The sequence below is a fragment of the Spongiactinospora sp. TRM90649 genome (assembly GCF_029382225.1).
Lineage (GTDB): Bacteria > Actinomycetota > Actinomycetes > Streptosporangiales > Streptosporangiaceae > Spongiactinospora.
Genome location: NZ_JARLTC010000032.1, coordinates 55,623 through 79,610, shown reverse-complemented (window position 1 = coordinate 79,610; position 23,988 = coordinate 55,623). Strand labels below are relative to the sequence as shown.

23 protein-coding genes and 1 riboswitch are annotated in these 23,988 nt (G+C 71.5%); of the genes, 7 read left to right on the top strand and 16 right to left on the bottom strand.

Going from position 1 to position 23,988, the window contains the following annotated elements; translation table 11 throughout:
- Positions 1 to 157 precede the first annotated feature (157 nt).
- Positions 158 to 1,042 (bottom strand): alpha/beta hydrolase, encoded by an 885-nt coding sequence (locus P3X83_RS31925; protein WP_277309015.1) that lies wholly within the window; start codon positions 1,040 to 1,042, stop codon positions 158 to 160.
- 312 nt (positions 1,043 to 1,354) lie between these two features.
- Positions 1,355 to 2,230, bottom strand: a complete 876-nt coding sequence (locus tag P3X83_RS31920) for a hypothetical protein (protein WP_277309014.1) — start codon at positions 2,228 to 2,230, stop codon at positions 1,355 to 1,357.
- A gap of 295 nt (positions 2,231 to 2,525) precedes the next feature.
- A riboswitch (cyclic di-AMP (ydaO/yuaA leader) is annotated at positions 2,526 to 2,689 on the bottom strand.
- 214 nt (positions 2,690 to 2,903) lie between these two features.
- On the opposite strand from P3X83_RS31920, the gene P3X83_RS31915 reads away from it, so the two are divergent.
- Positions 2,904 to 3,404 (top strand): universal stress protein, encoded by a 501-nt coding sequence (locus tag P3X83_RS31915; RefSeq protein ID WP_277309013.1) that lies wholly within the window; start codon positions 2,904 to 2,906, stop codon positions 3,402 to 3,404.
- Between the two features lie 84 nt (positions 3,405 to 3,488).
- Here P3X83_RS31915 and P3X83_RS31910 read toward each other — a convergent pair whose 3' ends face one another.
- Complete coding sequence (locus P3X83_RS31910) at positions 3,489 to 4,256, bottom strand: nuclease-related domain-containing protein (RefSeq protein ID WP_277309012.1); 768 nt, start codon at positions 4,254 to 4,256, stop codon at positions 3,489 to 3,491.
- A gap of 238 nt (positions 4,257 to 4,494) precedes the next feature.
- On the opposite strand from P3X83_RS31910, the gene P3X83_RS31905 reads away from it, so the two are divergent.
- The gene (locus P3X83_RS31905; protein ID WP_277309011.1) at positions 4,495 to 5,127 is read left to right on the top strand and encodes a TetR/AcrR family transcriptional regulator; all 633 of its coding nucleotides are present in this window, start codon (positions 4,495 to 4,497) and stop codon (positions 5,125 to 5,127) included.
- Positions 5,128 to 5,142: 15 nt separating this feature from the next.
- On the opposite strand, the gene P3X83_RS31900 is transcribed toward P3X83_RS31905, so the two are convergent.
- Positions 5,143 to 5,721, bottom strand: a complete 579-nt coding sequence (locus P3X83_RS31900; protein WP_277309010.1) for a TetR/AcrR family transcriptional regulator — start codon at positions 5,719 to 5,721, stop codon at positions 5,143 to 5,145.
- Between the two features lie 58 nt (positions 5,722 to 5,779).
- Here P3X83_RS31900 and P3X83_RS31895 point away from each other — a divergent pair, with 58 nt between their 5' ends.
- Positions 5,780 to 6,976: an FAD-dependent monooxygenase gene (locus P3X83_RS31895; protein WP_277309009.1), complete on the top strand. Its 1,197-nt coding sequence runs from the start codon at positions 5,780 to 5,782 to the stop codon at positions 6,974 to 6,976.
- Here P3X83_RS31895 and P3X83_RS31890 read toward each other — a convergent pair.
- Together P3X83_RS31890 and P3X83_RS31885 are read right to left on the bottom strand one after the other, a co-directional pair.
- The gene (locus tag P3X83_RS31890; RefSeq protein WP_277309008.1) at positions 6,906 to 7,763 is read right to left on the bottom strand and encodes a DMT family transporter; all 858 of its coding nucleotides are present in this window, start codon (positions 7,761 to 7,763) and stop codon (positions 6,906 to 6,908) included. The two genes, P3X83_RS31895 and P3X83_RS31890, sit on opposite strands and share 71 nt — an antisense overlap.
- 142 nt (positions 7,764 to 7,905) lie before the next feature.
- Positions 7,906 to 8,262, bottom strand: a complete 357-nt coding sequence (locus tag P3X83_RS31885; RefSeq protein ID WP_277309007.1) for a VOC family protein — start codon at positions 8,260 to 8,262, stop codon at positions 7,906 to 7,908.
- A 174-nt stretch (positions 8,263 to 8,436) separates the two neighbouring features.
- Between P3X83_RS31885 and secA2 the strand changes: the two genes are divergently transcribed.
- Together secA2 and P3X83_RS31875 are read left to right on the top strand one after the other, a co-directional pair.
- Positions 8,437 to 10,683 (top strand): accessory Sec system translocase SecA2, encoded by a 2,247-nt coding sequence (gene secA2, locus P3X83_RS31880; protein ID WP_277309006.1) that lies wholly within the window; start codon positions 8,437 to 8,439, stop codon positions 10,681 to 10,683.
- A gap of 32 nt (positions 10,684 to 10,715) precedes the next feature.
- Entirely contained in the window at positions 10,716 to 11,159 is a 444-nt protein-coding gene (locus P3X83_RS31875) for a VOC family protein (RefSeq protein WP_277309005.1), read from the top strand.
- A gap of 3 nt (positions 11,160 to 11,162) precedes the next feature.
- On the opposite strand, the gene P3X83_RS31870 is transcribed toward P3X83_RS31875, so the two are convergent.
- The 10 genes from P3X83_RS31870 to P3X83_RS31825 form a co-directional block, all read right to left on the bottom strand.
- A complete protein-coding gene (locus P3X83_RS31870) occupies positions 11,163 to 12,281 on the bottom strand; it encodes a right-handed parallel beta-helix repeat-containing protein (RefSeq protein ID WP_277309004.1) in 1,119 nt (372 codons plus the stop codon).
- Between the two features lie 108 nt (positions 12,282 to 12,389).
- Complete coding sequence (locus tag P3X83_RS31865; RefSeq protein ID WP_277309003.1) at positions 12,390 to 13,496, bottom strand: hypothetical protein; 1,107 nt, start codon at positions 13,494 to 13,496, stop codon at positions 12,390 to 12,392.
- 133 nt (positions 13,497 to 13,629) lie between these two features.
- The gene (locus P3X83_RS31860; protein WP_277309002.1) at positions 13,630 to 14,529 is read right to left on the bottom strand and encodes an ATP-binding cassette domain-containing protein; all 900 of its coding nucleotides are present in this window, start codon (positions 14,527 to 14,529) and stop codon (positions 13,630 to 13,632) included.
- A gap of 135 nt (positions 14,530 to 14,664) precedes the next feature.
- Positions 14,665 to 15,480 (bottom strand): DeoR/GlpR family DNA-binding transcription regulator, encoded by an 816-nt coding sequence (locus tag P3X83_RS31855; RefSeq protein ID WP_277309001.1) that lies wholly within the window; start codon positions 15,478 to 15,480, stop codon positions 14,665 to 14,667.
- 208 nt (positions 15,481 to 15,688) lie between these two features.
- Complete coding sequence (locus tag P3X83_RS31850; protein ID WP_277309000.1) at positions 15,689 to 16,732, bottom strand: ABC transporter ATP-binding protein; 1,044 nt, start codon at positions 16,730 to 16,732, stop codon at positions 15,689 to 15,691.
- Positions 16,729 to 17,490, bottom strand: coding sequence for an ABC transporter permease (locus P3X83_RS31845; RefSeq protein ID WP_277309086.1), 762 nt, complete (start codon positions 17,488 to 17,490; stop codon positions 16,729 to 16,731). Before P3X83_RS31845 ends, P3X83_RS31850 begins: the two co-directional genes overlap by 4 nt.
- A 239-nt stretch (positions 17,491 to 17,729) precedes the next feature.
- Positions 17,730 to 18,305 carry a TOPRIM nucleotidyl transferase/hydrolase domain-containing protein gene (locus tag P3X83_RS31840; protein WP_277308999.1) on the bottom strand — a complete coding sequence of 192 codons (576 nt, stop codon included), beginning with the start codon at positions 18,303 to 18,305 and terminating at the stop codon, positions 17,730 to 17,732.
- 52 nt (positions 18,306 to 18,357) lie between these two features.
- Positions 18,358 to 19,026, bottom strand: coding sequence for a DNA alkylation repair protein (locus tag P3X83_RS31835; RefSeq protein ID WP_277309085.1), 669 nt, complete (start codon positions 19,024 to 19,026; stop codon positions 18,358 to 18,360).
- A gap of 62 nt (positions 19,027 to 19,088) precedes the next feature.
- On the bottom strand, positions 19,089 to 19,556 hold the full coding sequence (locus P3X83_RS31830; RefSeq protein ID WP_277308998.1) for a hypothetical protein: 468 nt from the start codon (positions 19,554 to 19,556) through the stop codon (positions 19,089 to 19,091).
- 33 nt (positions 19,557 to 19,589) lie between these two features.
- Entirely contained in the window at positions 19,590 to 19,862 is a 273-nt protein-coding gene (locus P3X83_RS31825; protein ID WP_277308997.1) for an SHOCT domain-containing protein, read from the bottom strand.
- A gap of 227 nt (positions 19,863 to 20,089) precedes the next feature.
- Here P3X83_RS31825 and P3X83_RS31820 point away from each other — a divergent pair, with 227 nt between their 5' ends.
- Both P3X83_RS31820 and P3X83_RS31815 read left to right on the top strand, forming a co-directional pair.
- A complete protein-coding gene (locus P3X83_RS31820; RefSeq protein WP_277308996.1) occupies positions 20,090 to 23,176 on the top strand; it encodes a BTAD domain-containing putative transcriptional regulator in 3,087 nt (1,028 codons plus the stop codon).
- 142 nt (positions 23,177 to 23,318) lie between these two features.
- Complete coding sequence (locus P3X83_RS31815; RefSeq protein WP_277308995.1) at positions 23,319 to 23,987, top strand: YoaK family protein; 669 nt, start codon at positions 23,319 to 23,321, stop codon at positions 23,985 to 23,987.
- The last annotated feature ends 1 nt before the right edge of the window (position 23,988 follow it).

Below are 23,988 nucleotides of genomic sequence, written 5' to 3'. Positions count from 1 at the left end.
CGCGCGGGATCTTGACCGTCTTTACTCCTAGGCTGAGCGCGACGGGCTACCCCGGACCGAGGGATCGCAGGCGGTATTCGTGCCGGCGCGGGCTCGCCGCCGCCCGATCGCTCACGGAGCGGCCAAGACCCCGCCGCTCCCCGGGTGTTCCCGTCCGCTACGCGGCGCGAAGCCGTTCCGCGGCTCCCGTCAGCTCGCCGATCTCCGTGATGATCGTGTTCCACAGCGGGTACGGCAGGTCGTGCCCCATACCGGGGAAGGTGAGCAGCCGGGAGCCGGGGATCGCCGCCGCGGTGGCGAGGCCGCCCGCGAGCCGGATGAGCTGGTCGTCCTGGCCGTGCAGCACCAGCGACGGCACCGACAGCCCGGCGAGGCCGGGCGTGCGGTCCGGCGAGGCCAGGATCGCCGCGAGCTGCCTGGCGGAGCCCGTGGGGTCGCCGGCCCGGTCGTAGGCGATCGAGGACAGGCGGGTCAGCCGTTCGCGGTCGAGCGGGTAGCCGGGCGAGCCGATCACGCTCCACACGCTCAGCGCCTGCCGGATCGCCTCCTCGCGGTTCCTGCCTGGCGGGGACAGCAGGGCGGCCAGCGCCGCCTCGGTGGGCTCGCCGATGGAGGCGGCGGGGGTGGACATGATCGAGGTGAGGCTGCGCACCCGGGCCGGGTGCCGGATCGCCAGCGACTGGGCGATCATGCCGCCCATCGACGCCCCGGCCACATGGCAGCTCTCCCAGCCCAGCGCGTCCATCAGCGCGGCGGTGTCGTCGGCCATGTCCTCGATCAGGTACGGCACGTCGCCGTCGCCCGACAGTACGGCCGCCAGATCGGGCACACCGGCCCCGGTCAACTGGGTGGAAAGGCCGGAGTCCCGGTTGTCGAACCGGACGACGTGGTGGCCGTCGGCGGCGAGCCGCGCGCAGAAGGCGTCGTCCCAGAAGATCATCTGAGTGGCCAGACCGATGACGAGCAGCAGCGGTCTATCGCCGGGGCCACCGAAGGTGTCGTACGCGATCTCGATGCCGTTGGCGGGGGCGTGCTGCGTCATGAAGACCAGAATCTCATTCGGTTGGCATGACATGCAAGAACGGGCGCCCTTGGCGGAAGGGCGCCCGTCCTGGCCGGTCACGCCAAGGGAGAGGTCGCGTGACCGGGGAGCACGGCCGCCGGGATGACGGCCGTCCCGTGGCGATCGCACGGGGCGGCGAACGCCGGGGCTCGATTTCCCCGATTTCCTCGATTTCCCCGACGAGAGGGGGTGGGGGCCGCCCATGGTGGGTGGGCGGCCCCCTCGGGGATGGATCTTGTTGAGCCGGATCTGACGTTTGTCGGATCTTGAAATCAGATCGGACGGGTCGGATCAGGCAGGGTCGCGCCGCACGAGACGGCGGAGGCGGTCACGGCCCGCGTACAGGCCGATACCTGCCGCACCCAGGCCCACCAGGGCCACGAGACCGGCCGTGGGCGGGCCGTTCTCCTCGGTGCGCGGCGCGGCGGCCTGCCCCGACGTGGACGTGTCCGTGTCGGCGGCCTTCGGCGCGAGCTCGGGGCTGGACGCGGCGCCGTACGGGGCGGGGCCGCCCAGGGAGAGCGGTGCTCCGTCGGAGGCCGGGCCGTCCGGCTTCTCGGCCGGCTTCGGCGGCGCGGCCTTCAGCTCGCGGGTCTTCTCGACCTTCGGCGGCGCGGCCGGGTTGCGGTCGACCTTGCTCCACGCGCCGGTGGAGAAGGCGACCGGGAAGTTCTTCTTGCCCGGGCCCTTGCCCCACTTGGTGATCGCGTAGTCGATCTGGATGTGGCCCATGCCGCCGTTGCCGTTCACCATCAGCGTGCTGGTGTTGAACCGGCCACCGGTCAAGTCGGCGAAGGTCTTGGCGTCGATGTCGAGCATGACGCCCCGGTTCGACGGGATGCCGGGACCGCGGTCGCCGATGAAGAACTTGGCGGTCTTGCCCTTGTAGGTCACGTATCCCTCGGTGCCGAGGGGCCAGCTCGGGCTGGCGAACATGCCCTTCTGCATGGGCTTGCCGATGGCCGGCAGCCCGGTGTCACCTGCACGGCCGGAGGAGTCGTCCCAGAAGTAGGACGCCCTGGTCGTTCCCTTCAGCATGATCTCTTGCTCGATGGTGTCTGCCTGTGCGGTCTGGCCCGCGCCGAGGGTGGCGCCTCCGACGAGCATCGCGCCGAGGAGGGAGGTGGCCAGAATGCGGTTCGGGCGCAGCCCAAAGAAAACGTTCATCAAGAAATGGGGTTCCTTCATGAGACGACAGGGGGAGTCCGTACCGGCCGCCTAGGGCAACGGCACGGCTGCGCGCGTCCAAGAAAGGGTCAGCGAAGGTGGTAGCGTGATTAGATCGCTACACGGAGCGCGCGTTCGGCAAAGTCCGCCACCGCCATGGCGGCGGAGATCGTCAGTTGATCGCCCGGTGCGGGAACGCGGTCGCGCGGCCCATGGGCACCTGGGATGACGGAACGGCCGACAGCGGTCTCGTGGACCTCGTAGAAGGCGTTTGAGGGTGGGGGTGACCCACGTCTTCTCCTCTCCATCTCGCCTACCGGGTTAGCTGTCGGGTTCGGACATGGAGATGCCCTACCGCTGTGATCGCGGATTCACCCCAAGGGCCCGGAACGGGCCCCGCGTTGGGTCCCCGGCTCCCGGACGGCGACTGACCGTCGCGGGACTCGGCGTCATCGGCGCTCTTCGGGGGAAGAGCACGTCACTTCGTTGATAACAAAATAGGACTGTAGTAGCCATCCAGGGGCAAAGCAAACAAAAGACCACGAATCGGTCAGAAGATCTACCTTCGCAGGTCAGCGGTGGTTCTGCCCGGAGTTCTGATCATCTGATGATTTAGTGACCGGTTTCCCCGGACTTTTCCCGGACGTCACCCGCATCCCAGGATGCTCGAACGGTGAGGACATCCCAGCCACGCATCGTCGTGGGGTTCAGCCGTTCGGCGGCCTCGGCCGCGGCCCTCCTCTGGGCTCTCCACGAGGCCCGGGAGCACGGAACGGCCGTCGTGGCCGTGCACGCCTGGCAGTGGTCCGGGGAGAGCAGGGCCTCCTACGCGCCCATGGACACCTGGCGATGCCGCGACGACGAACTGCGGGCCGTCCGCCAGTCGGCCGAACGTGCCATCGCCGACCTGGTACCGGACCCCGCCGCACGTCTGGCCGTGACCACGGTGGTCGAGCAGGGCCCCGCCGTCCAGGTGCTCCTACGGCACGCGGAGGGGGCCGAACTGCTGGTACTGGGGAGCAGACCCTACGACCCGGACCTCCCGGCCCCCATGGGGCCCGTCCTGGCCGCCTGCCTGCCTCGGGCGAGCTGCCCCGTGGTCGTGGTCACCCCCGAGATGGCACGCCCGGCCCTGACTCCCGCCTTCGCTGGAACGAGACCCCCCGCGGCTTGATTCCCCACCGCGCCCCCAGAGCCCACTCCCCGCACATAGGGCGCGGCATCCCCACGCCGCGCCCTGTGTGTGCAGGATCAGGTGTCAGGTGATTTTGTGGAGTTCCCTGGCGGCCGTTCTGGCCAGGAGTTCGACCTGGTCGTCGGACAGGGCGCCGGTCGCGCGGGAACGGATGAGGCGGGGGATCAGCCGGGGGCGGAGGAGGGTCAGCCGCTCGGCCGAGACGATGCCGCCCCGGGGCATGCCGCCGCCGTAGACGGCGAGCAGCGCCTCGATGGTCACCGGGATGCCGGACTTCTCGGTCAGCACGGCGGCCAGTCGCTCGGCCGCCTGGTTCAGGCCGTCGGCCATCTTGGTGCCGTACTTCTCGCCGAAGAACAGCCGCCCGCCGTAGGTGGCCAGCTCCGTCTCTGGGCTGAACGCCTCGTTGTCCACCAGCCACACGCCGCCGGGGCCGATCACGAGGTGGTCGATGGACGCCTCACCGCGGACGGCGCGGCCGTTCAGCACGCGGTAGCCGTCCTTGGTGAGCCTGCGCCGCAGGATGCGGCCGGTCAGCACCTCGCCCTTGCGCTTGCCCCGCCACACGGCGGTGCGCTCGTGTTCGTACCAGGCCCAGACGGCGTCGGCCGCCGCGACCAGGGCCGCGACGCCGATCCCGAAGGCGACGGGCGCGGGGATCGAGAAGCGGGCCGCCAGGGCGATGCCCGCCGCGAGGCCGATCACGGCCTTGACCGCGCGCATCTTGCGGCGCTCCCCGACTCCCTCCACCCAGAACTTCTCGTACATCTGTTGCTGTGACGCGCCGGTGAACTTGTCGTCCTGTGGCACGTAGATAGATCCGCCTGGCATGTCCCTCGCCGCTCCCCGACTCAATGAATCGTTGAAACAAACTGGTTTTGGGCATGGTCGAGCGATCTGCCACTCTGAAGACCCTCGCCAGAAAATTGGATTCCCCGTTGACAGGACCGGAATCCTACCGGTGAGGGTATTAGCCCGGCCGCGCCAGGGCCCCCCGACTTGACAGACCAGTCGGTATGCTTGCCTGCGGCGACGCCGTGCGCCGCAAGGGAAGCGAGGGAGGTCGTGCATGCCCCGGAACGCCACGAGAAACGGCATCATCGGCGCGGGGAACGACATCGAGCCGGTTCGCCGCCGGCTCATCGCGGAGGCCACCCGGCTGTTCGCGAAACAGGGGTTCGAAAGCACCTCGGTACAGGAAATAGTGACGGCGGCAGGGGTCACCAAGGGCGCCATGTACCACTATTTCAACTCCAAGGATGACCTCCTGAAGGAGATTTACGGACGCGTCCTGCGGCTTCAGACCGAACGCCTGGCCAGATTCGCCGACGGCCCCGGGAGCGTCCGGGAACGACTGCACGCCGCCGCCGCCGACGTCGTGGCCACCTCGGTGGCGAACCTGGACGACACCAAGATCTTCTTCCGGTCGATGCACCTGCTCGCGCCCGACACCCAGCTCGCGGTCCGCGCCGAGCGCCGCCGCTACCACGAGCGGTTCCGCGACCTGGTCGCCGAGGGCCAGCACACCGGGATGTTCCGCGACGACGTCCCCGCCGACATCGCTGTCGACTTCTTCCTCGGCTCCGTGCACCATCTCGGCACCTGGTACCGCGCCGACGGCCGGCTGAGCGGCCACGAGCTGGGCCGTCACTACGCCGATCTGCTCATCGCCTCACTTGACCCCAGGGATCCCGTCGGCTGACCGCCCCCCTCTCCCCTACCCGAGCATCCCGCGCAGCAGGTCGTCCACGGCGGCCCTGACGTCGGCCGGAGCGGGGTCGCCCCCGGCCCCGGCGATGGCGTCGAACAGCATGCCGTCGAGGAACGCGACCGCCTGGCGTCCGTGGCGCGCCGGGTCGGGCGAACCGGCGGCGGCCAGGACGACCGTGGCCGCCTCGCGGAAACGTGCCCCCGCCCGGTCGTAGATGACCCGCAGCTCGGGCCTGCGGGTGGCCTCCAGGGCCAGTTCGTAGCGGGCGATGGTGTACCTGCGCCCTTCGGCGAGCTGGTGGTGCACCACTCCGGCGATCAGGGCGCCGAGCGCGTCGGCGGACATGACCGGGGGGCCCGGCGTCATCGCCCCGCCGTACGAGGCGGTCTCCAGTTCGGTGAGGCGCGCCAGGGTCAGCTCCAGCAGCGCGGCGCGGGTGCGGGCCAGGTTGGAGGTCGATCCGGCGGGAAGTCCCGCCTCCTCGTCCACCGCCCGATGGGTCAGCCCGCGCATTCCCCTGTCCACGAGCAGCGCGATCGCGGTGTCGGCGATGAGGTCCGCCCTTGCGGTCTTGGGTGCGCTCACCCAGGCATACTACACATGTAGTACGCTCACTACAGGTGTAGTCAAGGAGGCGGGCGCTATGCGCGCAGTGGTTATCGGCGGCGGAATCGGCGGCCTGACGGCGGCCCTGGCACTCACCCGGTGGGGCTGGTCGGTCCAGATCATCGAACGGGCGCCCTCGCTCGACCCCGTGGGGGCGGGCATCTCACTGTCCGCCAACGCGCTCTACGCGCTCGACTCCATCGGCGCGGGCGGGCCGGTCCGCGAGCTGGCCGCCATCCAGGGCGACGCCGGGATCCGCCGTACGGACGGCGCCTGGCTCACCCGCACCAGCGAGGCCGAGGCCAGGGAGCGCTACGGGTCCTCGATCGTGGTGCTGCTCAGGTCGCGGCTCGTCGAGCTGCTGTCCGGGCTGCTGCCGCCGGGAACGCTCACCCTCGGCACCACGGTGACCGGAGTCGATCCCGGCACCGGCACGGTGACCACCGCCGACGGCGAGCTGACGGCCGACCTGGTGGTCGCCGCCGACGGCATCCGCTCGGCGACCAGGCAGGCCCTGTTCCCCGATCATCCGGGGCCGGTGTACGCGGGGGCGACGAGCTGGCGGCTGGTGACCCGCCGTCCGGACCTGACGTTCGGGGCGGCCGAGACGTGGGGCGCGGGGCTCGTCTTCGGCGTCGTGCCGCTGGCGGGCGACCTGGTGTACTGCTACGCCACGGACACGGTCCCGGCGGGCGGCAGGTCGGCGGACAGCGAGCGGGCCGAGCTGCTCCGGCTGTTCGGCGAGTGGCACGACCCCATCCCGGACATCCTGCGAGGCACCGACCCCGCCGCCGTACTCCGGCACGACCTGTACTGCCTGGACGAGCCGCTGCCCGCCTTCCACCGAGGCAAGGTGGCGCTGCTGGGCGACGCCGCCCACGCCATGACGCCGAACATGGGCCAGGGCGGATGCCAGGCCATCGAGGACGCCGTGGTGCTCGCCGGCCTGGCCGGACGGCCGGACGGCCTCGCCGCCTACACCGCGGCCCGGCTGCCCAGGACCACGAAGGTCGTGCGCGGGTCACGGTCGATCGGGCGGCTGACGCGGCTGCGCAACCCGCTGGCCGTCCGGCTGCGCGACGCCTCGATGACGCTGGGCCAGCGGCTCATGCCCACCCTCATGCTGCGGCGGCTCGACGATGTGCTGGGCTGGCGCCCGGCGGTCACGCCACCGTCGCCGGAGCCGGCACGGGATCGGCGTGATGGTGGTCCGGCGCCAGCCGGCTCAGCGTGATCGTGCCGCCCACCAGCACCCCGGCGGCGAGCAGGGCGGGGAGCGCGGTCCCCGCCCCGGTCGGCAGCGGCTCCCCGAGCAGCACCGCGCCGGCGAGCACCGAGGTGATGGGGTCCACCACCTGGACGCCCGCGTAGGCGATCCCGAAGTAGCCCAGGGCGTACGACTTCTGCAGCAGCACCACCGCGCAGATCAGCAGCACCGGGATGGCGAGCGTGAACCAGTGCAGCAGCGCGCCGAAGTCGCCCGCGAACCCGCCGCCGACGACCCGCACGAACGTGGAGACGCTGGCCGTCACGGCCCCCGCGCCGACGGCGTGCAGCAGCGCCTTCGCCGGACCCGACGTCCGGCGGGCCAGCAGGTGGCAGACCAGCACGATCGCGCCCACGCAGATCAGGAAGCCGATGCCGCCCGCGTCGCTCAGCTCGGGTTCGGCGGCCTCGTGCGGCACCAGGAGCATCAGCCCGAGCAATCCGGCGGCGACCGCGATCGAGCCGCCGATCTCGGCGCGGTGCGGGCGCCTGCCGTACATCAGCGCGGCCAGCGGCACCGCGAAGACCAGGGTCGCCACGCTGACCGGCTGAATCGCCACCAGCGGGGCCAGGGACAGCGCCACCGCGTGCAGGCACGCCCCGGTGAAGCCGATCACTCCGCCCACCCACCAGCGGACGCTCTTAACCAGCTTCAGCGTCGCGCCGTCACGAACCGCCTCGAACTGCTGGAGCGCCGCGCCCAGTGCGTATCCGAGCGCACCGATGAGGGCGATCGACACGCCCAGCCACGTCATCGCCGCCCGCCCGGGCGATCTCCGATCGCGGGCATGACGCAGGCAGGGTGTCGAGTGAGCATTCCACAAGCTTAGGGACTGACGAACCCGGCCAATCCCACTTCAGGCTTACATGAACCCCAATATCACCCGAAGTGCCACTTCACTTCTCCGGACAGACACAGAAGAGATGCCCTTCGGGGTCGGCCATGACCACCCACGTCTCGCCCGGCTGGAAGTCGGGCCGGGTCGCGCCGAGGGCGCGGTAGTCCTCTACCGCCTTCTCCACGTCGGGGACGCGGAAGTCCAGGTGGAACTGCTTGCCCGGCCCCGGCCAGGCGGCCGGCGCGCGCTCGGGCACCCGCTGGAAGTAGATGGAGGTCGTGCCGTCGCCGATGCCCGCGTACTCTTCCTCGGCGTACTGGACCTCGAATCCGGTGATCGTGGCGTAGAACTCGGCGAGCCGCTTGGGCTCGGCGCAGTCGATGGTCATCGCGATCAGTTCGGCGGTCGTCGTCATGGCGTCGATGCTGCCCCGGTTACCTGTCAGCGACTGTCATGTATGCCGGGGAAACCGGCGGCATCCCGCACCGGCGGTTTTCCGCGAGCGCGGCTGAGGCGCGCGGCCCCGGGCTAAGGGCATACTGGTGAAGCTTCGGGGAACGTGTCCCTCGAACGACTCGTTGGAGGGTTCGTGGCCTCTTTACCGCAGTTGTTCCGCCGCCTCCTGCAGCGTCCTGGATCGCTGGACATCACCCAGTTTGAGCGGGTGGTCGCCGACGCGGCCAGGCACACCGACCGGATCGGCGCGCTCGACGAGCTGCCCGCGCCGTCCCTGGACGACCTGCCGGAGTTCTGCGCGATCATGCGCGAGGCCGCCGACCGCACGCTCGGCCTGCGGCCCTACGACGTGCAGCTCACCGGCATGCTCGCGCTGCTCGCCGGACACGTCGCGGAGATGGCCACCGGTGAGGGCAAGACCCTCTCCGGCGCGATGGCCGCCGCCGGATACGCCCTTTCCGGCAAGCGGGTCCACGTGATCTCCGTCAACGACTACCTGGCACGGCGCGACGCTGAGTGGATGGGCCCGCTCTACGAGGCCCTCGGCGTCAGCGTGGGCTGGATCGGCCAGTCCTCCACCCGTGAGGAGCGCCGCGAGGCGTACGCCAAGGACGTCACGTACGGCTCGGTCAGCGAGATCGGCTTCGACGTGCTGCGCGACCGGATGGTCACCTCCCCCGCCGATCTGGTGGTGCCCGAGCCCAACGTGGCCCTCATCGACGAGGCCGACTCGGTGCTCGTGGACGAGGCCAGGGTGCCGCTGGTGCTGGCCGGGGCGGCCGATCCGGGCACCAGCGTGCCGTCCATGGCCGCCCTGGTGCGGCAGCTCGTGCGGGGCTACCACTACGAGATCGACGAGCAGGGCCGCAACGTCTACCTGACCCCGCTCGGCACCGACGCGGTGGAGGAGGCTCTCGGCGACGACGTCAACCTCTACGACACGCCGGAGAAGGTCACCGAGGTCAACCTGGCGCTGCACGCCCACGCGCTGCTGACCCGCGACATCGACTACATCGTCCGCGACGGCCGGGTGCAGCTCATCAACCCATCGCGGGGCCGGGTCGCGCTGCTCCAGCGCTGGCCGGACGGCCTGCAGGCGGCGGTCGAGGCCAAGGAGGCGCTGCCCGCCAGCGAGACCGGCGAGATCCTGGACTCGATCACCATCCAGGGCCTCATCACCCGCTATCCCGAGAAGTGCGGCATGACCGGCACGGCGGTGGCCGTCGGCGAGCAGCTCACCGAGTTCTACGAGCTCCAGGTCGCCGCGATATCGCCGAACAAGCCCTGCGTCCGCACCGACGAGCCCGACGTCCTCTACGCCACCGTCACCGACCGCGACATGGCGCTGGCGCACAAGATCGTCGAGGTGCACGCGACCGGCCGTCCCATCCTGATCGGCACGCTCGACGTGGCCGAGTCCGAACGCCTGGCGCTGACCCTGCGCGGGCGCGGCATCGACTGCGTGGTGCTCAACGCCAAGAACGACGCCGAGGAGGCGTCGATCATCGCCAGGGCGGGCGAGCGCGACGCGATCACGGTCTCCACCCAGATGGCAGGGCGCGGCACCGACATCCGCCTCGGCGACGGCGTCGCCGAGCTGGGCGGCCTGTACGTGCTCGGCTCCGGCAGGCACGGCAGCAGCCGCCTGGACGACCAGCTCCGCGGCCGGGCCGGACGCCAGGGCGACCCCGGCGGCTCGGTCTTCTACGTGAGCCTGGAGGACGAGCTGATCACCCGGTACGCCCCGGACGAGCGCCCGCCCGCCGCCGACCGCGACGGCGTGGTCAGGAACCGCCGCGGCGAGCACATCGTCGGCCACGCCCAGCGCGTCGCCGAGGGCGCCAACCTGGAGATCCACCGCAACACCTGGCGCTACACGCGGCTGCTGGAACGCCAGCGCGCGATGGTCCTGGAACGCCGTGACAAGGTGCTCCAGGGCGACACCGCGGCCGACGCGCTCGCCGAGGCCAGGCCGGAGCGCTGGGCCGAACTGCTGGAAACCGCGGGCGAGGAGATCCTGCACGACGCGGCCAGGCAGATCGTGCTCTACCACCTCGACGCGGGCTGGACCCGCCACATGGCCTTCCTCACCGACCTTCGTGAGGGCATCCACCTGCGGGTGCTCGGCCGGATGAACCCGCTCGACGAGTTCCACCGCGAGGCGGTCACCGCCTACCAGCGGCTGCTCGCCGAGGTCGAGGAGGAGTCGCTGGCCGCCTTCGACGACGCCGAGATCACCGCCGACGGCTTCGACCTCGACCGCGCCGGGCTGCAGCGGCCCAGCGCCACCTGGACCTACATGGTGCAGGACAACCCGTTCGGCACCGCGCTCGAACGCATCCTCAAGCGCGTCACCGACAAGTCCCGGGGGCGCTCGTAGAAATGTCGGTCCGGCCGGGCAGGATCGGTCGCATGGCACGTGGCTTCCAGGTGACGTTCGACTGTTCCGACCCCGACCGGATGGCCCGCTTCTGGGCCGAGGCGCTGCACTACCGGCTGGAGGAGCCGCCCGACGGCTTCGCCACCTGGGCGGCCTACTGGGCCGACCGGGGGCTCGACGAGGAGATCCCCGACGGCTACGACGCGATCGTCGATCCCGAAGGCGTGGGCCCGTCCATCTGGTTCCAGAAGGTCCCGGAGGCCAAGGTCGTCAAGAACCGCCTGCACCTCGACGTGCGGCTGACCGAGGGCCGCTCGGTGCCGGTGGAGATCCGCAGAGAGCGGATCGACGCCGAGGCCGACCGGCTGACCGGCCTCGGCGCGACCCTGGTGTCGGTGGTCCCCGACGGCGGCATGGCCGACTACTACGCGGTCACCATGCGCGACCCTGAGGGCAACGAGTTCTGTCTGAGCTGAGCGTCAGTAGCAGGTCAGGTCGGGGTTGGGCGTCGGCAGGCAGGGGCCCTGGTTGCCACCGCCGTCCACCACCATGCCGGGCGGCGCCCAGATCATGTACCCGCCGTTGCCGCTGCCGGAGTTGCCGGCGATCGTGATCCGCCGCACCGGGTCGGCGGTGGTGGTCCTGATGTGGATGCCGCCCCGTACGCTGTTGCCGTCGGGGTCGGTGAGCCCGCTCGGGCTGCGGCCGTTGTCGACGAACACGTTCCCTGACAACGCGTCCGGGCTCACCATCGGGTAGTCGTTCGTCAGGTACATCCCGGCGGTGCCGTTGAGCGCGAAGAAGTTGTTCCGCACGATCACGTTGCGGGTGCCGTCGCCGTGCAGACCGATGTCGTTGTCGTGGAAGAAGTTGTTCTCCACGATGGTCGCCCTGTCCTGCCGGTACTCCGGTCTGGCGATGAAGGCCGTGGCGGCGTTCTTGAACTCGTTCTCCCTCCACAGGTTGGAACGAAGATCATGCCCGTTGTACACCGGGAAGTCGTCGAAGACGTTGCCGGTGAAGGTGCTTCCGCCGGTCTGGAAGAGCGTGATCTCGCCATCGGTCAGCACGCTGTCGCGGATTGCCGAACCACCGGACTCGGACAGGCTCAAGGTTCCGGTCACGCGACAGCCCTGGATGACCAGGAGGCTGCGCAGGCTCATCGACGCTCCGCTGACCGCACAGGTGCTGAGGCTTCCCGTGGCGGTGACGTTGCCGCCGGGATTCGCGTAGATCCGCGCCGCGAGGAGCCGGACGCCGGTGAGGACGACGGTGGAACCGAACGAGGCGTGCACCCCATTGGCGAAGTTGCGAATCACCCCGTTGCTGACGCTTATCCCCTTGCGTGCTCTGACGGTGATCGCGTTGCCGGTGCCGTTGCCGATGATCTCGTGACCGTTCAGGTCGATCGTCACGTTGTCCGCGTCTACGGTGAGCGCGTGACCGGCGCAGGTCAGGTCCGCGGTGAGGGTGACGCTGCCGGTCAGCGTGTCACCGCAGTTCACCACCAGGGCGTGCGCCCTCGCGGGCAGAGCCACCGCGAGGGCGGCTGCGAGCGCGCACACGAGTGTGAGCGCTCGGAGGCGTAACGGGATCATGGATCTCCTTCTCCTACTGTTGGCGGACATGCCGGACCGACGCTTCCGCGCGGACCGGGGAAAGCGGTCCAGAGAGTTCAGGAGCCAGAAAGTCGAGGAGCCAGAGGTTCAGGAACAGGTCAGGTCGGGGTTGGGGAGCGGCAGGCAGGATCCCTTGTTGCCGCCGCTGTCGATGACCTGGCCGGGTGGAGCCCAGATCAGGTAGCCGGCGTTGCCGTAGCCGGTGTTGCGCTCCAGGGCGATCCGCGCGGGCGCCGTGACGACGGTGCGCAGGTGCAGGCCGCCGCGCACCAGGGTGCCGGCGCCGTCGCTGATGCCGCTCGGGTCGTGGCCGTTCTCGATGAACAGGTTGCCGGAGATCGGGTCGGGGCTGGCCGAGGTGACCGTGTTCTCCAGCAGCGCCCCTGCGCTGCGGTTGGCGCGGAACAGGTTGTTGCGGATGACGATGTTGCGGATCCGCCGTTCCGCGCGGATGCCGATGTCGTTGCCTGAGAACACGTTCCGCTCGACCCTGGTGGCGTTCGCGGGGACGATCACGGCGTCCACGCTCAGCGCGGTGACCGCGTTCCTGAACAGGTTGGCGGAGAACACGTTGCGGCGGCTCTCGATGCCCAGCGACACCGGGAAGTTGTCGAAGACGTTGCCCGAGTACTCGCCGTTGTCGGCCTGGCCGATGTCCAGCCTGCCGCCGGACAGCACGCTGTTCTTGATCGCGAGCGGGCCGCGGGTGCTGAAGATCCAGGCGTCGCCGTGCAGGGTGCAGCGGTCGATGGTGAGGCCCTGGCCCTCGCGGTAGACGAGGCCGTCCAGGCGGCAGGTGGAGAGCGTGCCGCCGACCTGGACCGTGCTGGCCTTGGAGTACAGGTTCGTGCCGATGAGGCGGACGGCGGACAGCGTGATCGTGGACCGCCAGGCGTTCACGCCGGTGGTGAACCCGACGATCGTGCCGTTCTTGACCACCGTGCCGGTGTTGCCGTCGACCGTCACCCCCGCCCCCTGGCCCGTGCCGGTGACGGTGTGGCCGTTCAGGTCGAGCACGACGTCGTCGGCGTCGACGGTGAGCCCCGCGCCGGGGCACATCAGGTCGGTCGTCAGCGTGACGCTGGTGGTGAGGACGTCGCCGCAGGCCACTACGGGGCTGCTCGCGCTCGCCGGTACGGCGAACGCGACCGGGATAAACAGGAGGGCGAGCATGGCGACGGCTAATCGGCGCATGATTCCGAGAGTCTGAACTCTGGTCATTCCAGTCCTTCTGGAGCCCGATTTTCCAGTCACACTCAAGGATGTCCCGGCATGGCGGGTCATGACAACGTCCGACATGTCCGATACGGGAAAGAGCGGGGTTATTTCACCCCGCACTCCAGCAGGTGGGGATCATCGTCTGCTTGGGCGTGTGCAGCCCAGAGGACGGCGTGTCGAGGACGACGGGAGCGCTCATCGTGACCGGCTTCGAGCCCAGATCCACGACGGGCGAGGCGGCGGGCGCGTCGGCGGGGCCGGTGCCCGGAGGGGCCTGCCGGAGCGGACGGCCGAGCATCAGCGAGACGAGCCCGACGCGGTCGATCTCGGACAGGGCCCCGGTGTGCACGACCCTGCCCTCGCGCAGCACGGTCACCGTGTCGCAGATCCGGTAGAGCTCCTCCAGCCGGGGGCTGACGTAGATGACGGACCGGCCGTGGTCGCGCAGCCGGGCGATGGCGCGGAACAGCGTCTCCGACTCCCCCGGATCCAGGCCGACCGTCGGCTCGTCCATGATGATCACGCGGGCGTCCGCCCAGGCGGCCTTGGCCATCGCGACGAGCTGGCGGGTGCCGGGCGGCAGGGAGTCGAGCGGGCGGCGCACGTCGAGGCGCATGCCGTACGACTGGATGACCTGATCGGCCTCGGCGTGCATCCGGGCGAAGTCGATCAAACCGAATCGGCTGCGCGGTTCCTTTCCAAGGAAAAGATTGCGTGCCACACTCATCGGTGGGAGGAGAGTGTTCTCCTGGTGGATCGTGGCGATACCGGCGCGGCGGGCCTGGGCGGGCGCGGCGAACTCGATCGGCTCGCCGTGCATGCGCAACTCGCCCGCGTCCGGCTGGTAGACCCCGGACAGCACTTTGACCAGCGTGGACTTGCCCGCGCCGTTACTTCCCACGAGCGCGTGCACCTCACCGGGCCCTATGGCGAAGGAGACGTGGTCAAGGGCGCGAACCCCTTCGAACGTCTTCGACACCCCGGCGGCTTGCAGAACCGTACCGCTCATCGCTCTTTTCCTGACTCGCTGGGATCGATGCTGATCCGACGAGGAAACGATCCAGTAACGGAAGGGCCATGATCCCGTCACGGACGATCAATTCCGATCAGCGGACCTACCGTCAGCCCCCTTTTCTACCTCACATCAGGCGTGGGCGACGTGCAGGCGGACACCTCGGACGCCCAGTTCGTCCAGAACGTCGCCAGGGGCGCCGGTGTCGGTGACCAGATGGCCGACCTGCTCCAGGGCGACCGTCTGGACCAGCGTGTCGACGCCGATCTTGGTGTGGTCGGCCAGCACCACGACCTCCTCCGCCGCCGCCGCGAGCGCCCGGTCCATGCCCGCGACCTGCATGTTCAGCGTGGAGAGGCCGCGCTCGGCGGTGAGCCCGTTGCCCGAGACGAACGCCCGGCGCACCCGCAGCCCCGCGAGCGAGTGCTCGGCGGCGCTGCCGACCAGGGCGTGGATCGAGCCGCGCAGCGTGCCGCCGGTGAGGACCACCTCGATGCGCGGCGACCCGGCCAGTTCCTGCGCCACCAGCAGCGAGTTGGTGACCACGGCCAGCTCGGTGTGGCGGGTCAGCCGCCTGGCGAACTCCTGGGTGGTGCTGCCGGGGCCGACCACGATGGCGTCGCCGTCGGCCACCAGAGAGGCGGCGAGGTCGGCGATGGCGCCCTTCTCTGCGGCGGAGACCTGCGCCCGCTGCGCGTGAGAGGGCTCTCTGGACGACTCGCCCGGGAGGGTCGCGCCGCCGTGGTGCCGGCTGATCAGCCCCTCGCCCTCAAGGGCGCGCAGATCGCGCCGGACGGTGACCTCGGAGGAGCCGACCGCGTCGGCCAGCTCGCGCAACGACACGGCTCCGTTGGTCCGCAGCAGTTCGATGATGCGCCGGCGGCGCTCGGCGGCGAACACCGGACGGCGGCCGTCGCCCGGCGCCTGGGTCTCGCCCACGGTCGTCACGTCTTTCAATGGTCATGCTCCGCACGGTCCGGTCGAATCCGATCATAGACCGTCCGGCCGCAGGTGGCGAACCCTGCGGAAGCATGTCGCGGCGGCTTGGAACGATCGCTCACTCGATCGATGATGAACGAGTGAGATCGTGTTCGTGAACGACTCTGCGGCTATCCCGGGGTTCGGGCGGTCGGAAATGATCAGAGATCACGCGATCTCAGGCGGGATAGGCGTACGTCTCCGTCGCCTTCACCGCGGCCCAGACCTCCTGCCCGGCGGCCAGCCCGAGATCGGCCACGGCGGCCGGGGTGACGTCGGCTCCCGCCGCGATCGGCCCGTTCAGGTGGATCCGCACGTTGTCGCCATGGCGTTCCATGCCGTCGATCACCGCCCGCCACAGGTTGCGCGGCGTGCCGTCGGGACGGGACCGGTAGAGGGCCACGGCCGACGGCCGGAACGCGACGAACACCGGTCCCGTGGCGGGCTCCGGCAGCGGCTCGGCGACGCTGAACACCACGCCGCCCGCCGTCACGCCCTCGGCGTGCGCCGTGGCCCGGTAGAGGTTGAGCCCGACCAGCCGGGCCACGTAGTCGGTGCGGGGCCGCCTCGCCACCTGGGCCGGGGTGCCCTGCTGCACGATCGCGCCTTCCTCGATCACCACCAGGTGGTCGGCGAGCACCATGGCGTCCAGGGGGTCGTGCGTGACCAGCACGGTGGCGCCGTCGAAGTCGGCCAGGTGGGCGCGGAGCTGGGAGCGCACGGTCAGGCGGGTGTGCGCGTCGAGTGCGGCGAGCGGCTCGTCGAGCAGCAGCAGGCGCGGATGGACGGCCAGCGCCCTGGCCAGCGCCACCCGCTGGGCCTGCCCCCCGGACAGGCGGCGCGGGCGGACCCCGGCGTACTCGGACAGGCCGACGCGTTCCAGCCACTCGCCCGCCGTGCGGCGCGACTCCCGCTTGGACGCGCCCTGGCAGCGCGGACCGAAGGCCACGTTGTCCAGCGCGGACAGGTGGGGGAACAGCAGGTAGTCCTGGAACACCACGCCGATCGGGCGCTGTTCGACGGGCATGGTGTGCAGCGGCCTGCCGTCCAGGTAGACCCGGCCGTCGGTGATCGGGGTGAGCCCGGCCATCGCGCGCAGCGCGGTGGTCTTGCCCGCCCCGTTGGGGCCGAGCAGCGCCACGACCTGCCCCGCCGCGACGGTCAGCTCGACATCGAGGCGGAACCGGGGGCGCTCGACGATCAGGCGCGCGTGCAGGGTCACGGGGCCGCCACCCAGCGGTCGCGCAGCCCCGCGAGGATCGCCACCGAGACCACCAGCAGGATCAGGCTCAGCACGATGGCCGACTCGGGGTCGGTCTCCAGCGCCAGGTAGACGGCGAGCGGCATGGTGCGCGTCACCCCGGGGAAGTTGCCGGCGAACGTGATCGTCGCGCCGAACTCCCCCAGCGCGCGGGCCCAGCACAGCACCGCGCCCGCCACGATTCCCGGCACGACCAGCGGCACGGTGACCCGCCGGAAGATCGTCCAGCGTGACGCCCCCAGGGTGGCCGCCGCCTCCTCGTACCGATCGTCGGCCCCGCGCAGCGCGCCCTCCACGCTGATCACCAGGAACGGCATGGCCACGAACGCCTCCGCGACGACCACGGCGGCGGTGGTGAACGGCAGTGAGAACCCGAAGACCGTCTCCAGCCACTGCCCCGCCAGCCCCCTGCGGCCGAGCACCAGCAGCAGCGCGACGCCGCCCACGACCGGTGGCAGCACGAGCGGAATCGTGACCAGCGCCCGGACCAGCCCCCGGCCGGGAAACGGCACCCGGGCCAGCAACCAGGCCAGCGGCACCCCGAGCACCACGCACACGGCGGTGGCGATGGTCGCGGTGACCAGGGACAGCCGCAACGCCTCCAGCACGTGCGGCTCGGCCAGCCGCTCCCCCATGGTCGACCACGGCGCCCGGATCACCAGCCCCGCGAGCGGGAAGATCAGGAACACCAGCCCGAGCAGCGCGGGCACCACCAGCATCCACGGCACCCGCCCACGGGGGCTCCTGCCGGGCCGCCCGCCCTTCGCGGGGGGCTCGGGGAGATCGAGCGGCTCACGCACCTCCGTGGTCACCGCGCGTTCCCGCCTGCCCTGCTCACCCGCTCACCTTACTCTCGTATCCGCCCGGTGGAAGGGGCATCGCCCCTGGCATCGGCTCGCGCATTTCACCATTTTTCCTCATATCCGCAACAGCACCGATGAACCTGCTGCGGGCGGCGCTACCGCCTGCTGCCCAGCAGGTGGGCCAGCAGGGCGTCCAGCGGCCGTGGCACGCGATCGGGGTCGAGCGCCTCGACGAACGGGGCTGCGTAGCGGAGCTTGCGGCCGGAGCCGGAGCCCATGAACCGGCGCAACTGGTCATGGGTGGCGCCGCCGCGCCAGGCGGGCTGCTTCTGCAGAGTGCGGAACGCGCCGAGCTCGCCCCCGGCCTCGACGACGCGCTCGACCGTGTCCGTGCCGAGCGCGCGGATCAGCTCGTCCTCAAGGTCGGCGACGCACACGAAGAACCCGTGCGCCTCCAGATCGTCCCGGCCCGCCAGGGGCCCGAACCCCGCGCGCCCAAGCGCCCGCTGGAAGACGCCTTCCTCCCTGGCGTCGCACAGACCGGCCAGCCGGAAGCCGCGACCGAGGGGCCCGAACCTCCCGATGTACGCCCCGATGTTCGTGGCCCCGCCCATCGCCACCACGGAGACGGCTTCGGCGTCCAGGTCACGCCCCCGGCGCCGGGCCAGCGCCTCGACGGCCGCCTTGTCGCTGGCCCCCTCGACCAGGACCACGGTACGCGTGTCGCTCACCAGCCCACCCTCACACCGAACCCGGGAAGGTTCATCAAGTTTTTACGGGCGTCTAGGCGTGCTGACGCCGCACCATCTCGGTGATCCAGGTGGGGGCGAACGGGGATGTGCAGCCCGGGGAGGTCGGGTAGTCCTTGAGGACCTCAAGGCGCTCGCCGATGTCGAGGGCGCGGGCGCGGTGTTCGGGGTGCTCGATGCCGATCTGCGCCAGGCAGTGGTTCATCGCCCACTGGAGGCGGTCAGGGGCGGTCTTCATCTCCGCCTCGATGGTGTCGAGCAGTCCGCTGAGGTCGAGGCCGTCGGGCTTCTTCGCCACCCGATCGGTGGTCAGCGCCCAGCCCGCGCTCGCGACCGCCGGGTCGGGGTCGGCGAACCAGGCCGCCCGCAGTTCTTCGACGTGCGGGTTCTTCTTCACCACGTAGTTCACGAGCCAGTCGTGCACCTTGGGCGCGCGGGCCTCGCGCAGCATGGCGTCGAGCTCGTCGCGCCCGAACGCACGAGGGCGGCAGATCAGGAGGGCCAGCAGCCTGGCCGCGGTGTCATCGGTCGCCCAGAGCCGGATCGCGAGCTCCTGCTGCGTCTTCAGCCGCTTGGCGACGGCGCGGAGCTTGCCGAGGTTCACCCCGTGGTCGTCGCCGTGCCGCTGGTTCACGACACGGATCTTCGGGTCGTCGAGCGCGGCCAGCTCGGCCAGCACCTCGCCCACAGCGGTCTCGGTCAGCGTCGTCTCGGCCACCTGAGCCTCCTGTCCATCACGAGCGAACTTCAGCCTACGGCCCGCGGCTACTCCACGGCGGTGGCGAGGAGGTAGAGCACGGCGAAGGCCGCGGGCGGCAGGACGCTGTAGCGGAGGGGAAGGCGGGGCTCGGCGGCAAGGGTGGCGATCGGGTAGGCGATCATGGCGCTGAGGGCGATGAGCAGGTAGAAGGAGTTGAGGTCGCGGTCCCAGGCGAACGGGCGGGCCATGTCCCAGACGGCCTCGGTGAAGGCGGCTCCCAGCAGGGCGACGGGCCAGGCCGGGCGGACGTACATGGCGTAGAGCAGGGGCCAGATGAGGATGTACGCCGCCCAGCGGGCCTGGGCGTAGATCGGCCAGCACTCGCTGTCCCAGCAGCCGGCGATGTCGGGGAAGAGAACCATCCCGAGGATCACGCACACCGCGATGGCGGTCAGGAGCAGGATCCCGGCCACGGCCCCGCAGGCGGCTCGGACGCCACGGCCCGGCAAGCGTGGATCCGGATCCAAGGTCATCGTGTGATTCTGCCACCGGCGGCACCCTGATGATCAGGATGAACCGGTTTTGAGTACCGAGACCCGCTGAAGGTACTCGTCGTCGCTCATCTCCCCCCGGGCGTAGCGTTCGGCGAGGAGGCGTTCGGCCGCGTCGGTCGGGCCGGACGGCGACCCGGTGGCGGTGGCGAGGAACGGGGGCTTCCAGCCCCGGCGGCGGGCGCGGACGAACAGGGTCACGGCGGCTGCCCAGAAGACCAGCCAGAAGACCGGGAAGATCGGCCAGAACCCTCCGCCCCAGTGCGGCGCCATGGCGAGCGTGTTCATGTGCGGATTCCTTTCCTTGGTTACCCCCCACGGTCCGGCATCTCGCGGCGAAGGGAATCCGCCGATGGCCGCGTCTCCCGCTACGACCGTAGGGGTGCGCGGTGGCGGGGGGGGGGGGCCGCCCCCCCGCGGGGGGGCCCCCCCCCCCCGCCGCGGGGGGGGGGGGGGGGGGGGGGGGCCCCCCCGGGGGGGGCGGCCCCCCCCCCCCGCCACTTAGGGTCGGTCGTATGCGTTTTGGGACCCTCGGCCCGCTCACCGTCTGGACCGACGCCGGAGAGATCGTCACGATCCCCGGGGTCAAGGTCCGGGCGCTGCTCGCCGACCTGCTCGCCAACGAGGGCCGGGTGGTGTCGGTCGATCGCCTGGTCGAGGACCTGTGGGGGGACGACCCGCCGGGCAACCCGGCGGCGGCGCTCCAGGTGCGCGTCTCCCAGCTCCGCCGCGCGCTGGAGGAGGCCGAACCGGGCGGCAAGGCTCTCGTCGTGTCCCGCGCGCCCGGTTACCAGTTGCGGGTCGAGCCCGAGGCCGTGGACGCCGCCCGGTTCGCCCGCCTGCTCGCCGACAAGCGCCTCGCCGAGGCGCTGGACCTCTGGCGGGGTGCCGCCTACGCGGACTTCGCCGACTTCGAGTTCGCCCGGCCGGTGATCACCCGGCTGGAGGAGGCCCGGCTGTCGGCGGCCGAGGAGCTGGCCGAGACGCGGCTGGCGGCGGGCGAGACCATGGACGTCGCGGAGTTGGTGGCGGAGCATCCGCTGCGCGAGCGGCTGCGTGCCGTCCACATGAAGGCGCTCTACCGGGCCGGACGCCAGAGCGACGCCCTGGCCGCGTACGGCGAGCTGCGCGAACGCCTCGCCGAGGAACTGGGCCTGGACCCCTCCCCCGAGCTGGCCGAGCTGCACGCCGCGATCCTGCGGCAGGACCCCGCGCTGCGCGGCCCCGCCCCGCGGCGGACGACGAACCTGCCCGCCCCGGTCAGCGGCCTGATCGGGCGCGAGGAGGCGGTGACCGAGGTGTCCGCGCTGCTCGGCGGCGACCGGCTGGTCACGCTCACCGGCCCCGGCGGCGTCGGCAAGACCCGGCTCGCGCTGGAGATCGCCGCCCGGCTCGCCGGCGACCACGCCGACGGCGTCTGGCTGGTGGAGCTGGCGGCCTACGACCGCGACACCGGCTCGCCGGCCGACGCCGTCCTGGCCGCCCTGGACATCCGGGACGGCGCGGGCCCCGGCGACCCTGCGGAACGCCTCGTGGACGCCCTGCGCGACCGGCGGCTGCTGCTGGTCCTGGACAACTGCGAGCACGTGGTTGACCAGGCGGCCAAGCTGGCCGAGGCGCTGCTGCGCTCGGCCCCCGGCCTGCGCGTGCTGGCCACGAGCCGCGAGCCGTTGTGCGTGGCGGGCGAGGTCCTGTACGGCGTGCCCCCGCTCGTCCTCCCGGAGGGCGGCGATCTCGGCGAGGTGGCCGGGTCCGAGGCGGTCCGGCTGTTCGTGGCGCGGGCGACCGCCTCGGCGCGCGGTTTCACGTTGAACGCCGACAACGCGCCCGTGGTCGCGCAGCTCGTCCGCCGCCTGGACGGCCTGCCGCTCGCCCTGGAACTGGCCGCCACCCGGGTGCGCGCGCTGGGCGTTGAAGAGCTGGTGGCCCGGCTCGACGACCGCTTCCGGGTGCTCTCCGGCTGGCAGCGCGGCGCCCCGGCCCGCCAGCAGACGCTGTCCGCGATGATCGACTGGAGCTGGACGCTGCTCAGCGACGCCGAGCGGGTCGTGCTGCGGCGGCTGTCGGTGCAGGCCGACGGCTGCACCCTGGAGTCGGCCGAGGTGGTCTGCGGCGACGGCGACCCAGGGCTCGACGTGATGGACCTGGTCACCCGGCTGGTCGACCGGTCGCTGGTGACCGTCGTCGCGGGGCCCTCCGGGGTGCGCTACCGGCTGCTGGAGTCGGTGGCGGCCTACTGCCGCAGGCGGCTGGAGGACGCGGGCGAGGCCGAGCGGATCCGCCGGGCGTACGTGGAGTGTTACGTGGCGCTGGCCGTACGGGCGGAGGCGCACCTGCGCGGGCCCGCGCAGGCCGAGTGGCTGCGCCTGCTGGACGCCGAGACGGCGAACCTGCGCGGCGCGCTGGACGCGGCGCCCGCCGCCGACGCGCTGCGGCTGGTCAACGCGCTGGCCTGGTACTGGTACCTGCGGGGCAGGCTGCGCGAGGCGCGGCGGGCGCTGGACATCGCGCTGGCCGCGCCGGGACCGGCCCCGGACGCCGATCGGGCGAAGGCGGCGGCCTGGCATGCCGCGTTCACCCGGATGCTCGGCGAGGACGCCGACCACGAGGCGGCGCTGCGGGCCGTGCACGACCCGCGCGACCTGGCCCACGCGCAGTGGCTCATCGCCCTGACCATGACCGATCTGCCGGCCGCCCGCGCGCTCGCGGAGCGCGCGCTGGCCACGTTCCGCGAGCTGGACGACCGGTGGGGCGTCGCGGCGGCGCTGATCGTCCTGGCCCGCGAGGCGTTCACCCTGCGCGACCACGCGGAGCTGGAACGCACCGGCCTTGAGTGCGAGCGGCTGTTCGGGGAGCTGGGCGACCGGTGGGGCCGCCTGCAGGCCACGGAGTGGCTGGGCGGGCTGGCCGAGTTCCGGGGTGAGCGCGAGCGGGCGGAGCGGCTGTTCACCGAGGGCCTGGCCATCGCCGAGGAGCTGGGGCTGTGGCAGGACGCGGCGGCCCGGTTGTCGTGGCTGGGCTGGGGCGCGATGATGCGGGCCGACTACGGCCAGGCGATGGACCACTCGACGCGGGCGCTGCGGCTGGCGCTCTCCCAGGGCAACCGGCAGGGGAAGCTCTTCGCGCAGATGGGGCTCGGGTTCGCCGCCCGCCGCGCCGGGCTGCTGGAGGTGGCGGAGGAGCACCTGAACTCCATGCTGGAAGGGGTTCCCAGGGGTCCCGGCGTGGTGCCGGAACTGCATCTGCCGACGGTGCTGATCGAACTCGGGTTCATCTCCGAGCGGCGGGACGACCCGGACACCGCGCGGGAGCTGTTCCTGGAGGCGCACGCGGCGGCGTGGAGGATCGGTGATCCGTTCACCGTGGCGAGCGCCGTCAGCGCGCTGGCGGCGGTCGCCGAACCGGCGGAGGCGGCCCGGCTGCTGGGGATCGCCCAAGCCGCCAGGACCGAGCACGGCACTCCGGCCGCCGCCTCCGACATCCACGAGGAGGACCGCGTCCGCCGCCGCGCCGAGCAGGTCCTGGGCGCCGAGTCGTTCACGGCCGCCTACGCGGTGGGGCTCGGTCAGAGGCTCCAGGACGCCCTGCCGTCCGCTCCGTAGCCGCCGGGGCCGAACTCCCAGCCCGGTGGAAGGTTCGGCAAAGGAGCCGGCGGGACCGGCGTTTCGGGCGGTGCGCGCGGCGGATCTCCCCGGCAGTCTTCGGGGCGGACCGTCACCCGCACGGGCGCAGGGAGGATCGATCATGGCGTCGGACGGCGGCGGCGTCCCGTCCCCGCCGGTCCTGATCGGCCTCACCTTCGTGAGCGGGATGGTCGACGCCGCCACGTATCTGGGCATCGCCCAGGTGTTCACCTCGAACATGACCGGCAACCTGCTCATCGTGGGGTTCGCCGCCGCGGGCACCCAGCCGTTCTCGATCATCGCCTCGCTGGTCTCCGTCGTGGGCTTCCTCGTGGGCGCGGCGCTCGGCGGGCAGCTCACCGCCCGCGTGGGCGACCTGCGCCGCAGGCTGATCGCGGGGATGAGCGTGGAGTTCGCGATGAACGCCCTCACCGCCCTGGAGTCGGTGCTGCTGCCGATCGCCGCACCTGCCGCCCGCTATCCGCTGATCGCGACGCTGGCGCTCTCCATGGGCGTGCGCAACGCGGTCATCAGGCCGTTGAAGATCCCCGACATCGTCACGACCACCATGACCGGCACGCTCACCAAGCTCGGCGCCGATCCCTTCATCCCCGGCCCGGACCGCTCACGCCTGGGCCGCTGCGCCGCCCAGATCGCCGCCCTCGTCGCGGGCGCCTGCGCGGCCGGCCTGGTCCTCCGCCACACCGGCCTGACCACCACCCTGGTGGTCATGGCCGCCATCGTGGCCGCCCTGACCGCCACCTACATCCTCACCTCCGCCCGCCCCTGAC

Bases quoted from the DNA above. Each gene is read 5' to 3' on its own strand.
- P3X83_RS31925 (WP_277309015.1), bottom strand. From the start codon at position 1,042: ATGACGCAGCACGCCCCCGCCAACGGCATCGAGATCGCGTACGACACC.
- P3X83_RS31920 (WP_277309014.1), bottom strand. From the start codon at position 2,230: ATGAACGTTTTCTTTGGGCTGCGCCCGAACCGCATTCTGGCCACCTCC.
- P3X83_RS31910 (WP_277309012.1), bottom strand. From the start codon at position 4,256: ATGCCAGGCGGATCTATCTACGTGCCACAGGACGACAAGTTCACCGGC.
- P3X83_RS31905 (WP_277309011.1), top strand. From the start codon at position 4,495: ATGCCCCGGAACGCCACGAGAAACGGCATCATCGGCGCGGGGAACGAC.
- P3X83_RS31895 (WP_277309009.1), top strand. From the start codon at position 5,780: ATGCGCGCAGTGGTTATCGGCGGCGGAATCGGCGGCCTGACGGCGGCC.
- P3X83_RS31890 (WP_277309008.1), bottom strand. From the start codon at position 7,763: ATGACGTGGCTGGGCGTGTCGATCGCCCTCATCGGTGCGCTCGGATAC.
- P3X83_RS31885 (WP_277309007.1), bottom strand. From the start codon at position 8,262: ATGACGACGACCGCCGAACTGATCGCGATGACCATCGACTGCGCCGAG.
- P3X83_RS31875 (WP_277309005.1), top strand. From the start codon at position 10,716: ATGGCACGTGGCTTCCAGGTGACGTTCGACTGTTCCGACCCCGACCGG.
- P3X83_RS31870 (WP_277309004.1), bottom strand. From the start codon at position 12,281: ATGATCCCGTTACGCCTCCGAGCGCTCACACTCGTGTGCGCGCTCGCA.
- P3X83_RS31865 (WP_277309003.1), bottom strand. From the start codon at position 13,496: ATGCGCCGATTAGCCGTCGCCATGCTCGCCCTCCTGTTTATCCCGGTC.
- P3X83_RS31860 (WP_277309002.1), bottom strand. From the start codon at position 14,529: ATGAGCGGTACGGTTCTGCAAGCCGCCGGGGTGTCGAAGACGTTCGAA.
- P3X83_RS31845 (WP_277309086.1), bottom strand. From the start codon at position 17,490: ATGCTGGTGGTGCCCGCGCTGCTCGGGCTGGTGTTCCTGATCTTCCCG.
- P3X83_RS31830 (WP_277308998.1), bottom strand. From the start codon at position 19,556: ATGACCTTGGATCCGGATCCACGCTTGCCGGGCCGTGGCGTCCGAGCC.
- P3X83_RS31825 (WP_277308997.1), bottom strand. From the start codon at position 19,862: ATGAACACGCTCGCCATGGCGCCGCACTGGGGCGGAGGGTTCTGGCCG.
- P3X83_RS31820 (WP_277308996.1), top strand. From the start codon at position 20,090: ATGCGTTTTGGGACCCTCGGCCCGCTCACCGTCTGGACCGACGCCGGA.
- P3X83_RS31815 (WP_277308995.1), top strand. From the start codon at position 23,319: ATGGCGTCGGACGGCGGCGGCGTCCCGTCCCCGCCGGTCCTGATCGGC.